This window comes from Oceanobacillus luteolus, from assembly GCF_042678205.1.
Taxonomy (GTDB): domain Bacteria; phylum Bacillota; class Bacilli; order Bacillales; family Amphibacillaceae; genus Oceanobacillus; species Oceanobacillus luteolus.
The window spans coordinates 16,992-29,261 of record NZ_JBHUDE010000162.1 but is presented as its reverse complement, the minus strand read 5'-3'; the positions used below and the strand labels follow the sequence as shown (position 1 = coordinate 29,261).

The 12,270-nt window shown below is 38.5% G+C and carries 13 protein-coding genes; 9 read left to right on the top strand and 4 right to left on the bottom strand.

Annotated elements, in window-relative coordinates:
* Positions 1-196 precede the first annotated feature (196 nt).
* The 7 genes from ACFSBH_RS19100 (at position 197) to ACFSBH_RS19070 (ending at position 7,970) form a co-directional block, all read left to right on the top strand.
* Positions 197-928, top strand: coding sequence for a hypothetical protein (locus ACFSBH_RS19100; RefSeq protein WP_379599172.1), 732 nt, complete (start codon positions 197-199; stop codon positions 926-928).
* A 19-nt stretch (positions 929-947) separates the two neighbouring features.
* On the top strand, positions 948-1,349 hold the full coding sequence (locus tag ACFSBH_RS19095; protein WP_379599170.1) for a GntR family transcriptional regulator: 402 nt from the start codon (positions 948-950) through the stop codon (positions 1,347-1,349).
* Entirely contained in the window at positions 1,349-2,236 is an 888-nt protein-coding gene (locus tag ACFSBH_RS19090; protein WP_379599168.1) for an ATP-binding cassette domain-containing protein, read from the top strand. Before ACFSBH_RS19095 ends, ACFSBH_RS19090 begins: the two co-directional genes overlap by 1 nt.
* Before the next feature lie 114 nt (positions 2,237-2,350).
* Entirely contained in the window at positions 2,351-3,223 is an 873-nt protein-coding gene (gene galU / locus ACFSBH_RS19085) for a UTP--glucose-1-phosphate uridylyltransferase GalU (protein ID WP_251512351.1), read from the top strand.
* A 172-nt stretch (positions 3,224-3,395) separates the two neighbouring features.
* On the top strand, positions 3,396-4,553 hold the full coding sequence (locus ACFSBH_RS19080; protein ID WP_379599166.1) for a YeiH family protein: 1,158 nt from the start codon (positions 3,396-3,398) through the stop codon (positions 4,551-4,553).
* Positions 4,554-4,910: 357 nt separating this feature from the next.
* The gene (locus ACFSBH_RS19075) at positions 4,911-5,903 is read left to right on the top strand and encodes a TAXI family TRAP transporter solute-binding subunit (RefSeq protein ID WP_251512346.1); all 993 of its coding nucleotides are present in this window, start codon (positions 4,911-4,913) and stop codon (positions 5,901-5,903) included.
* Between the two features lie 108 nt (positions 5,904-6,011).
* Positions 6,012-7,970 carry a TRAP transporter permease gene (locus ACFSBH_RS19070; RefSeq protein ID WP_251512344.1) on the top strand — a complete coding sequence of 653 codons (1,959 nt, stop codon included), beginning with the start codon at positions 6,012-6,014 and terminating at the stop codon, positions 7,968-7,970.
* A 101-nt stretch (positions 7,971-8,071) separates the two neighbouring features.
* Here the strand turns inward: ACFSBH_RS19070 and ACFSBH_RS19065 are convergent, their stop codons facing one another.
* Complete coding sequence (locus tag ACFSBH_RS19065) at positions 8,072-8,320, bottom strand: DNA alkylation repair protein (protein ID WP_251512342.1); 249 nt, start codon at positions 8,318-8,320, stop codon at positions 8,072-8,074.
* 381 nt (positions 8,321-8,701) lie between these two features.
* Here ACFSBH_RS19065 and ACFSBH_RS19060 point away from each other — a divergent pair, with 381 nt between their 5' ends.
* Entirely contained in the window at positions 8,702-9,994 is a 1,293-nt protein-coding gene (locus ACFSBH_RS19060; RefSeq protein WP_251512340.1) for a S8 family serine peptidase, read from the top strand.
* Between the two features lie 254 nt (positions 9,995-10,248).
* Here the strand turns inward: ACFSBH_RS19060 and ACFSBH_RS19055 are convergent, their stop codons facing one another.
* Genes ACFSBH_RS19055 through ACFSBH_RS19045 form a run of 3 tightly spaced genes read right to left on the bottom strand, consistent with a single transcriptional unit; the run spans position 10,249 to position 11,319 of the window.
* A complete protein-coding gene (locus ACFSBH_RS19055; protein ID WP_251512338.1) occupies positions 10,249-10,521 on the bottom strand; it encodes a helix-turn-helix domain-containing protein in 273 nt (90 codons plus the stop codon).
* On the bottom strand, positions 10,518-10,691 hold the full coding sequence (locus ACFSBH_RS19050) for a YvrJ family protein (protein WP_251512337.1): 174 nt from the start codon (positions 10,689-10,691) through the stop codon (positions 10,518-10,520). The genes ACFSBH_RS19055 and ACFSBH_RS19050 overlap by 4 nt, the downstream gene beginning before the upstream one ends.
* Positions 10,684-11,319, bottom strand: a complete 636-nt coding sequence (locus ACFSBH_RS19045; RefSeq protein ID WP_251512336.1) for a sigma-70 family RNA polymerase sigma factor — start codon at positions 11,317-11,319, stop codon at positions 10,684-10,686. The genes ACFSBH_RS19050 and ACFSBH_RS19045 overlap by 8 nt, the downstream gene beginning before the upstream one ends.
* Positions 11,320-11,955: 636 nt before the next feature.
* Between ACFSBH_RS19045 and ACFSBH_RS19040 the strand changes: the two genes are divergently transcribed.
* Entirely contained in the window at positions 11,956-12,261 is a 306-nt protein-coding gene (locus ACFSBH_RS19040) for a DUF3870 domain-containing protein (protein ID WP_379599162.1), read from the top strand.
* Positions 12,262-12,270 lie beyond the last annotated feature (9 nt).

Sequence of the window (12,270 nt, the reverse complement as noted above, 5' to 3'; positions counted from 1 at the left end):
TCCGGAGACAAGGTATGTCCATTCTCGGGAGACTTTTTTATTGGAAGGAACTCGCTGGTAGCAAGGCTTTCCCAATGATGATATTTATTCAACTCCTTATTATCTGAAAAATACCCTTGACATACTGTGAACCTGACAGTTAAACTGTGTATAAAGATATACACACTATAACACCTGAAGTGGAGGAGATCACATCGTGAAGGAAACAATGCAAACGGTATTGCACTTAGCAAAACCGGAACTGAAAGTATCAAAGGGAAACTTTATCAATTTGTTGCTGTTTTTTACAATTTATACGGTTCTTATTATTATGGGTTTTGACCTTCTGGGTAATAGTAAATTTGCTATCTTAGACCTGTTATTCATTTTGCTATTTTTCTTTGGGCCTACTTGGTTTAAAGCAAAAGGCTTTCAATATCAAAAGATAAGCGGCGGCATGTGGGGCTCTCCTGCGGTTGTCATGAATTTACATTTACCGATAAATGGAAAGATTATTGTTTGGAAAACAATCTTCATCTATTTCCTGAGCTCAATCCCTTTTCAATTATACATGTTGCTGATGGTATACCTTTTTAATCCGGATATAAGGGGAGTATTGGAACCTGGCAGTTATATTGCTTTTGCACTGATTTGGTTATCATTTGGAATTTATGGAGGTTTAGCGGCGCTTTCCCTGGAAGTGGTAGTATACAAAATACCATCAGGTAAAATGATTTCCGTTTTATCCGTTCTACTTGTCATTTTAGGAATCGCTGTCATTTTGTTTTTCCCATATATCTTCGAGAACAGCATCGTAGGTTGGAGTGCAATCTTGGCTGATCGATGGAGTATTGCTTCAGGAATCATTTCTATTTTATTGGCGATTGTGGGGCTACGTTATTGGAGCAATAAAATGACAGAACACTTATATGAGGTAGACTATCTCTAATGGAAAGGAGCGTATTTCTTTGCTTCCTATAAAATTATCAAAGGATTCAAGAGAACCAATCTATCATCAGATTGTCAATCAAATAAAGGCATTGATTGCCGGTGGTCATATAGCTGCGGGATCAGCACTTCCCTCTATTCGGGCATTATCCAAGCAACTGGAAATCAGCAGTATTACAACAAGGAGGGCATATCAAGATTTGGAGGCACAGGGCTTTATTCAAACGCTACAAGGTAAAGGTACGTTTGTTGCAGACATATCAGAAGGAAAAAAGAAGAAGGTTAAAGTATCTACTGTAAGAAAAATAATGGAAAACGCTGTAGAGACTGCTCTTAGTTTTGACTATAGCATCGAGGAAATCGAAGAAATCATCCAAGATATTTTAGCTTCTCATTCAAAAGAGAAAGGGGATAACAACTAGTGGAACCCATATTGACCATCTCAAACCTGGAAAAAACTATCGAAGAATTTCATCTGGGACCTATCGATATTTCTTTTGAAAAAGGAACAATTACTGCGCTTGTAGGGAATAACGGATCTGGGAAAAGTACACTGTTGAAATCGATAATGAATCTGGTTCAATTAGACCGTGGATTAATAAAGTTGGACCATATATCGATAAACGGGGAAGATGAAAGCTGGAAAAAACTTATTGCCTATCAACCGCAGACGGTTGTCGGCTGGGATCCTTTTACGGGGACGACTTTGAAGAAGTTGATCGCTCCATTATATCCGCACTGGGATGAAGGATTATTCCATAAAATGGTGAAACTATTCGATATCCCATTGGATAAGAAATTTGGTAAGCTCTCACAAGGTGTGCAACAAAAACTTAATTTAGCGCTTACCATCCCTAGGAATGCTCCATTATTAATTTTAGATGAACCAACATCGTTTATGGATATTCCTTCTAAGAAGATTTTAATGGATCTGCTCGTAGATTGGATGGAAGAAGAGAACCGGACATTAATTATAGCGAGCCACCAAGTGGAAGATATTAGAAAACTTGCTGACTTTCTTTTTGTACTCCATAACGGGAAAATGATCGGTAATTTTGAGAAAGAAGAACTCATGGAAAAATATGCCCGCTATTGGTTCGGTGATTCACTTCCTGCTATTACCATTCCTGGAGAAGTTGTACGTGAGGATGGCTATATCATTTCCTGTAAACCTAGGGATACGGAAACTTATTTGAAAGAAAATAAAATCGAGTGGCGGCATCGCAGTTCTTTAGAGTTAGAGGATATCATTACTATACTATTAACTCCAAAACAGCAGAATACTGAAGGAGAATTAACTCTTAAGTAATTCGCTTATCGTCAGTATTGAATCGTTCCTCTATATTTGAGATACTTATTTTGTAAATAGCAATTGAAGGAAAACATATGAAGATATCAATTAGAATGGTCTGGAGGAGAGTACATGAGTAAGGTAAAAAAGGCGATCATCCCAGCTGCAGGATTAGGAACGAGATTCTTGCCTGTTACGAAAGCAATGCCGAAAGAGATGTTGCCGATCGTGGATAAACCGACGATCCAATACATTGTAGAAGAAGCAATTGCTTCTGGAATTGAAGATATCATTATTGTAACGGGTAAGGGGAAACGTGCGATTGAGGACCACTTCGACCATAATTACGAGCTAGAACAAACCTTGTTAAATAAAGAAAAATTTGATTTGCTGGAGAAAGTGAACCAAGCTTCCAACATTGAACTGCATTATATCCGCCAGAAAGAACCCAAGGGCTTAGGACACGCCGTATGGTGCGCAAGAAAGTTTATTGGTAATGAGCCATTTGCTGTATTGCTTGGTGATGATATTGTAGAAGCCGATACTCCAGGTTTAAAACAATTAATCGATCAATTTGATGAAAAGCAAAGTTCCATTGTTGGTGTGCAAACGGTCGGTGAGCATGAAACCCATCGTTATGGTATCGTCGATCCAAGTACGAAGGAAGACAGGCTCTACGAAGTGAATCACTTTGTGGAGAAACCAAAACCTGGAACAGCTCCGTCAAATTTAGCAATCATGGGTCGGTACATATTCACCCCTGAAATATTTAATCACCTGGATAAACAGCATATTGGTGCACAGGGAGAAATCCAACTTACCGATGCTATTCAAATGCTGAATGAAGAGCAAAAAGTTTATGCTTATGATTTCCAAGGTACACGCCATGACGTTGGAGATGTGATGGGCTTTTTGAAGACAACGGTGGAAATGGCTTTAGAAAATGAGGAATTAAAGCACGAGTTTTATGAGTTTTTAGAGAGAAAAGTGAGAGATATGAAATAAATTGGTGGCCCACTATTATCACCAAGAGGAGCAGCTATCTTTTTACGTAGCTGCTTTTATTCTTGTTCTTAAGAAGTTGTGTCTCACTCTCGAATATTGAAAACTAGCAGTGCCTCTGATAACATGAAGAGTTATGATATGTATTTATAAATAGAAAAGGGGAATAAGCGGTTTGGACGATGCACAGAAAAAATCTAACTTTTTTAAGGACACTTTACCAGGAATTATCCTTTGTCTGTTTATTATGCTATTAGGTATGGTTGGTGCCGACTTGATTGGTGAGGTGCTCAAAGGGATTGGAATATTAGAAGCAGACAGCAAATCTCCTGTTTCTGGAATATTTGTTGCTATACTGCTTGGAATTATTGTACGAAATTTAATAAAAGTCCCAGGTTTGTTTTCAAAAGGAATCTCTTTTTCTATGAAGTATTTATTGAGGGCCGGTATTATATTACTCGGTCTTCGGTTAAGTTTGATGGAGGCTTTAAAGCTAGGTGCAATTGGAATTCCGCTTATTGCTGTATGTATTACGGTCGGTCTAGGTATTACGTTATTTTTGACTCATAAGATGAATCAATCCATGAGGTTAGGAACGTTAATAGCGAGTGGTACGGGAATATGTGGAGTCAGTGCAATCATGGCTACGTCTCCAGTAATCAAGGCGAAGGAAAATGAAATCTCTTATGCGGTAGCCAACATCACCATATTTGGTTTGACTGGAATGCTGATTTATCCTTTTCTTGCAAATTTTTTATTTGCAGATGATCCGATTAAAGCAGGATTATTTTTAGGAACTGCCATTCATGACACAGCTCAGGTGACAGGAGCAGCTTTAATATATGACCAGATGTTTCAATCACAGGCAGTGGTTGAAGCGGCTACGGTAACGAAGCTTACGAGAAATTTGTTCATCATTGTAATCATTCCATTAGTATCCTATATGTTTTTAGCGAAATCGAAGGGGAATAAAGTGGATAGGGACAATACAGTCAGTTTACCAAAATGGTATACTTTTATCCCATTGTTTGTAATTGGGTTTCTACTTCTTTCTGTTCTCCGGACGATAGGTGATGCAACATTGGTTGCGTCAGGTAACGCATTTGGAATTATTGGAGAAGATACCTGGTATGCCTTATATACTGAACTAAGCTCATTTGGAACCACCTACCTACTAGGTATGGCGATGGCTGGAGTCGGGCTTACCACTGACTTTAAGATGTTTAAAGGACTTGGGCTGAAGCCGTTTTATATTGGGTTTGTCGCGGCAGTTTCGGTAGGTTTGGCAAGTCTGGTGCTGATCGCAATGTTTGGTGGATTAATAAATATGTAATGATTTAAGAATAAAACCTTGTCTGGAAAATATATTTCAGATGAGGTTTTTTATTTCGTGTTAATTGTCCTCTATAAGTCACTGCATGTACAATTGTTGTTGTAGAAAAAATTCACCTGTGTTAAAATAGTTTTACCTTATCTGAATAATCTATTTTTGACCTATATTCGGAAAAGTGTATTTTATTTTTGCGTTCTATAATCTTTACTCACCTCTACCTTTCTTACACCAAGAAATGAAAGCGTGTTCAATGTTGGTTATTCAATAACTTCTTCAGCACACCTATGATTCCACTGACATTTAAAGAAGTTTAATTAATAGTAGTAAATATAAAAATATAGCAAAGGGGAGTCATGAATGTTGAAAAAGAGACTGTTGTTTCTGCTTGTAATGGTAAGTTTGTTAGTTCTCGCTGCATGTGGCGGTGGGGGAAAGAACATTGCGATTGGACCACCTGCTAGTGAAACAAATTCAGCCTCCAAATTAATTCTAGAGGCATATGGAATAGGGGAGGATGACTACACAGCTTATCAAGAGGGTTTTGGTGATGCGGCGGATGGAGTGCAGGATGGAAACATCGATGTATCCATCGGAATTCTAGGATTGCCTGCCGGAAGTATTGAGAGTTTGCAAGCTTCTGCTGGAGATGTAAAATTGCTCGGATTATCCGATGAAGCAATCGCACATATTGAAGAAAATAGTGGTTATCGTCGTTATACGATACCAAATGGGACCTATGACTTCATGGATTCAGATGTGGAGACGGTAACTGCTTATGCGATCTTGATGGCAAGTACAGACACGATTTCTGAAGAACTCGGATATGAACTTGCTAAGAGCATGGTAGAGAATGCAAATGAAAATACCCATGCTCAATCTGCCCATATGACATTGGAAAATGCACTAAATGGAGCAGAGGGCCTGCCGATCCACCCGGGAGCAAAGCGTTACTATGAAGAACAAGGATTAACGATTGATAACCCGGTGGCTGAGTTGAATGTATCTGAAGAAAAATCTGAACTTATCTTAGGAACGGGAAGTCAAGGAGGTACTTATTATCCACTTGGCGGAGAGATGGCCAATATTTGGAATAACCATATTGATGGTATAAATATCACCAACACAGAAACTGGTGCTTCAATCGAGAACATGGTAGGTATACGCGATGGAAACATTGATTTAGGGATGACGGTACATGTTCCTGCTCAAGCCGCTGTGAATGGGGAAGGTGATTTTGAAGGAGAAGCGGTGGAGAATGCTGCATTTATTGGGCACATCTATCCGGAAGTTATTCAGATTATCACTCGCGAAAATACAGGAATTGAGAGTATGGATGATTTAGCAAAATAATTACGGTTAAGGGATCTTAAATTTATTAGATCCCTTTCCTACTATTAAACTCTTATTTTTAGAGGAATTTGATTAACAACTTATAGTACTAATAAAGGAAGTGTTGGAATGAATGAAAACAAGGAGCTGAATACTACCGAAATATTAGAGAAATATAGTCAAGAAGAAAACTATCGGAAGAAAATTGGCCGGTGGGCTTGGGTAGTAACATTTTTAGGTGTTTCTTTAACCCTTTTTCATCTTTATACAGGTTACTTCGGTACACTTCCTTCCCAAATGCAGGGTGCTGTTCATTTAGGTACAGCTTTAGGTATTATATTTTTACTATTTCCTGCAAAGAAAGGTTGGCATAAAAAACAAAAGACAGTACCATGGTATGATGTTATTTTAGCATTTACAGCAATGTATGTGACCTATCATAAAATTATTTTCTTTGATTCAATTTTACAGAGTAGAATTTCCGGTTACAGCACCATGGATGTGATCATTTCAGTACTCGGAATTTTGTTATTGTTGGAGGCGACAAGAAGAACAGTAGGTGTTCCGATTGTAATTGTTGCATCAATTACGTTGCTCTATGCTTTATTCGGTAATTTTGTTCCTACGCAAATCCTATCTCATCCAGGGTTTGCTTTCGAAAGACTTGCTACTGATATTTGGTATAAGGAAAGTGGTGTGTTCGGCACACCGATACAAATCTCTGCAAAGTTTATTTTTCTATTCCTGTTTTTCGGAGTAATTCTTGTGAATACTAAAATCGGGGAGTTTTTTAATAACCTTGCGTTTGCACTTACAGGAAGATTTACTGGTGGAACGGCTAAAGCTGCGGTTACTGCTAGTGCATTGCAAGGAATGGTGTCTGGAAGTTCAGTAGGTAATACAGTTGCCTCCGGATCTTTCACCATTCCGATGATGAAAAAGTCAGGATTTAAACCTGAATTCGCAGCGGCAACAGAAGCATCGGCATCTACAGGTGGACAAATTATGCCACCACTAATGGGGGCAGCCGCATTTATCATGATGGAGTATTTAGGTGTATCCTACGCGACCATTATGCTGTCCGCAATTATTCCAGCCATTCTTTATTTTACTGGTATCTTTATCGGAACTCATTTTGAAGCAAAAAAATTAAAAATATACGGTTTGCCTAAAGCAGATTTGCCAAGTTTCCGGAAACTTATGGCTCAAAATTGGTATATGCTCTTACCGGTTGTGATTATAATCGGGACGATTATGATAGGTTTTACCCCGCAAAGAGCCGCAATCATGGGGATTGCTGGAGCCTTTATCGTCAGTTTTATTGATAAAGAGTCACGAATGAACCTGAAGAAGCTTATATATGTTCTTGAACAAGGGGCACGTGTAGCTTTGGCGGTAATTGCAGCGGTTGGTACAGCTGGCATTATTGCAGGGGTAGTCAGTATCACCGGTCTTGGTGCAAAGTTCGCCTCTGGAATTATAGCACTGTCCGGGGGGATATTGATATTCGCCTTATTCTTTACGATGATTGCATGCCTTGTTCTTGGAATGGGGTTGCCGACAACAGCGAATTATGTGGTTACAGCGACGGTTGCAGCTCCTGTACTGATCAATGAATTCGGTATCGCTCCTATCGCTGCACATATGTTTGTATTCTATTTTGGAATTGCAGCGGATATTACACCACCTGTTTGTCTTGCGGCATATGCCGGAGCGGGGATTGCGAGAGCTAATCCGTTCAAAAGTGGAGTCATTGCTGTTAAGTTGGCAATCGCTGCATTTATCGTACCGTATATATTTGTATACAATGAAATACTCGTATTAGTAAATGTAGAGGTGATTCCACTAATTATAGGATTAATAACTGCGCTTCTCGGAATGATGGCTGTCAGCAGTTCTGTAATTGGCCACTTCATGCGGGATTCTTATCTTTGGGAAAGACTTATTTTATTTGCTGCCGGAATTATCCTGATTATTCCAGATTTCGTAAGTAGTGCAATAGGTGCTCTACTTGTTCTCGGTATTTACTTTATTCAAAAAAGAAGAGACGATGATTCAGGGAACATGGAAATGAAGGCAACGGTTTAATTTTTATACAACGAAACAAACACACAGGAAACAACGATTCTGTGTGTTTGTTTACTTATCATATGGTGTTTGGTGTCCATGTTCAAGAATTGCAGTATTTATTAATTTCCTCCATACTCAGCGAATTGTTTAAACATATTCTCATTTTCTATCAGTCCACAAACGCCACATTGAATTCTGAATTTTGGTCCGTTATATGGATGATGAAATGATTCTGTATTTCCATCCGTATATTCCGTCAGGACTTCTCCGGTTGTAGCGTCGAGCTTAACAGGGGTGGCCACTTGCTCAATGATATTAAAGCGTGATCTGTTTGTTTTGCAACTTGGACAACGATACGGTTTATTCACTTAAAAACCTCCTTTATCATGATTCCAATAAAGTATTTTAATAAAAGCTTTATCGTTATTTTGGTTTCATGTATACGTTATTATTCATTTTATTAGATTCAGCTATCCATGTTTAAGTTATTGGAAATGCTGGTTTAATAGTCACCTTGAACAATCCGGATTAAATATCAAATTGTTTTGCTTATATTACAAAAATGTGACATTTAAATAATTTTAGCTTTGACGTTGTTATTTATTCCAAAGGGATGCCTTTACACGTATAGGTATCCTTTTTCTTGTGCCAGGAAAATTGCACATGTTTCATGCGTTCAACAAGGCCAAATAGGGAGGGGGGGACAAGGAGTCCGATATACCATTCATCAAAACAAGGAGGATGTTAAAATGAGTAATAACAAAGAACTATGGTTTGAAGGTGCTGGAAGAAAACTTGATCCTGGCTTGGTGGAACAATTACGTAACAGCTCAAATGGGGATCGAAATGAAATTCCAATTATCGTATACCTGAAAGGGAATTGCGACGAAGAAAAACGAAATGACCTTCTGCAAAGATGTAATGACGCCTCCCATAATCATCTTAGTAGGGAATTACACAGTATAAATGGAATGAAGGGATATCTAACACCAGAGAAAATAAAACAAATTAAAGAACATGAAGCGGTAGAACGAATATTTTATGATCGGATGGTCACCTCTTTCCTTGATATTGCATCTGATCAAATCGGTGCAATTCAAGTTCAGGAAGAATTAGGTTTTTCCGGGGAAGGAGTCACCATAGCGGTTATTGATACAGGTATCTCCCCGCATGAAGACGTGACTCAGCCATCAAATAGAATGATAGCTTTCCATGATTTTGTTAACGGAGAGAACGAACCATATGATGATAATGGTCATGGGACGCATTGTGCAGGGATTGCAGCAGGCAGTGGCAGTTTTGCAGATGGCAAATATATTGGTGCTGCACCTGGAGCTTCGATTGTCGGTTTGAAAGTTTTAGATGAGCAGGGTAGTGGCAGACTCTCAACGATAATCGAAGCGTTGGAATGGTGCATCGAGCATAAAGAAGAGCATGAGATTCGAATTATCTCCCTTTCGCTTGGAGCACCGGCCTACGAGTCCTTCCGAGATGATCCTTTGGCTCAAGCAACTCAAATGGCATGGCATAATGGAATTGTCGTATGTGCAGCGGCAGGAAATAGCGGTCCGCAACAACAAACAATCAGTACTCCTGCGATTGATCCTTTTATTATTACGGTTGGATCAACAGATGACTTAAATACAGTAGACCGTTCAGACGATCATATAGCGGATTATTCGAGTAGAGGGCCGTCCATTGACTCGTTTGTAAAGCCCGATATTTATGCACCTGGCACAAATATCATCTCGTTGTTGGCACCTGGGTCAAGGTTGGAATCCGAACTGCCAGACCAGATCATTGATGAAAAATATATTCAATTATCAGGAACTTCAATGGCTACACCTATATGTGCGGGAGTCATCGCTCTCATGTTGGAAGCCAATCCAAATCTTAGCCCAAATGATGTAAAAAGCATCCTTAAGGCGACTGCCCAGTCAACATTAGATGATGTGTGGGGATATGTAGAAGCGGGTAGTGCAGTGGAGATGGCACAACACTATCAATTACCGAGCTCGACTAAAGTAGCGCAGGAAAGTTAAGCACATGGCAGGGGAGAGCCGGTGGTTCTCCCTAAAGTTTTGCAAAGAATAGTGGGTAACTAAAAAAAGTGAAGACATGAATGAGAAAAAGAGGATGAACAGTACTCTATGCATGGAGAATGTGGGCGGTTAAAAGATTATGGTTATGTATCCGTTCCCCTAAAGGATATGAGGGAACGGGACTTACTGGTGGATGGAAGATGATTTTTATAATCATATAAAATTGTCTCTACTCCCCCTGTAAATATTTATTTTCAAGATGTTTCTTTATCCTTGCAATCAAGTGCATGTTGTTCCTTTAACCTATTTGTAAATTCCCAAAATCCACATGTGTCGTTAATATCATATTTTCTTACAATTTCAATGACTTTTATTTTCAGCTCTTGATAAAGATCATGTTGTTCTTGAGGAGAAGTTTGTCTCAGAGAGGCTTTGATTTTTGGCTCGAATAAATTAAGAACAATTTCCAGTGATTTGATATCATTATGCTTCTGGACTTTTTTGGTTAGTTCGATGAGTCGAGTCATGAAATATCCCTCCTTAATTTATTGATGGTGTCTGTCAGATCCCTTGAATGCTTTTCCAAGCGCTCCATCCTAACTTCATAACGGATTAGCAGGATTAAGGTTACGACCAAAGGGAAACCAACATTTTCCAGTAACGGAATCAGACTGGTAAGCGTATAGAATTCAGCCATGTTCTCCCTCCTCTGCCATTAATTTTTGTTTCAAAATTTCCAAGGCTTTGTTCCTTGTTTTTGAAATGGACTGCTGGGAGACCCCGTCTTTAGCTGCGATTTCAGTATCTGACATATTCAGCAGATAAGATGCGGTTAAAATGTGTTTTTGCCGGGGTGTAAGAGATAAGATCGCTTGATAAAGTGCTGGATCTTCAATATGTGCTTCCAAGTCTAAGCTGTTTTTCAAAGCTTGGTCTAAAGGAGATGTGTCACCATTTTTAATGATATCTACTAGAGATGGACTTGGCGTCTCTTCTTCATTAATGGGCTGGTCCAAGATAAGCGGTTGCCTGTTTCTGTACAGGTTGATTTTTTGATCATAACGGATGGCATGCCTTCTTAATTCATTAGAGAGTTGACTGATTAATCTCAGTTCAGCAAAGTGTTCCTGGAATGCTCGGTCCAAAGCCTTATTAGCATCAGATGTTGGGTAACGGATGGATTGATTCAGCAGCGAATAATTTTCCTTTTTCAGCAAGAACGACTGCAATAAATAATTTTGGAAAATCAATTCATTTTCAGCGATAAATTTCTTTGCCCAAGTGTATTCACTCTGATCTTTTTCAGAAATTTTATCTTTCTCCATCCTTTCTTTCCTCCCTTCAACTTATAAAGGCAAAATAGCTACCTATAATACAACCTGTTTTTACTAGATTATATTAAATATTTACAATTATTACTATTTATACTAAAAATAGTGATTATTGACGAATGGAGGTAAAAATCAGGATGTTTAGTGGCTGAACGGATCTCATAGGGAGATTATAACTGGGTTTTTCATCCTGAAAAAGTAGAGAAAAATGTAATATTTAGTAAGTGTGTTCGACAAACAGGTTGAAAGAACTGGGTATATAGTTGCGCGAAATTTTACAATTCAATAAGAATAAAAGGCTGTTTTGGTTTTAAAATATATCCAGATTTGCGTTAGATGCCATTCAGGTTGTTTAAAAAGGAATAACATTCAGTAATAACGACCGTGCTGCTTCGTTGATGATGTTAGGAAAGATTTACAGAGCCTATGTTCTAATGGTATTTATTTCAAGTTTATGTGCGAAACATGGGAAAAATGCTTACAGGAGGGATTTTATTAGGAAAAAACTGGGGTGGCAGAATTTGAAGTTTTTACGATAATTCTATTCCGTAAACAAACTATATCGTAATGAAAATTAATGCTATATTTATAGTAAAAGAAAATTCAAAAAATAATTTGAGGTGAAGGAATATGAACACAGTCTTTATTGCGGGACACTCTAGATTCCCTTCTGGAATGGCAGCGAAAAATATTTATGAAACACTGACAATCACTGCTGAAATAGATAAAAAATATGGTGTGATTGTGACCGCGAGTTGTACCTTGGCAACAGAGCATGGACGGGACTTTATCCAACATTTGCTGAAAGGACATAGTTTACAAGATGGGATCGACAAGCCTGTTCAAATGATAAAAGAACATTATCTTGGAAAAGCGGGTAACGCACTGGCTTCCGCATTGAAAGACTTGTACAAGCAGTACGAAAATATGAGGTAAACGTCATTC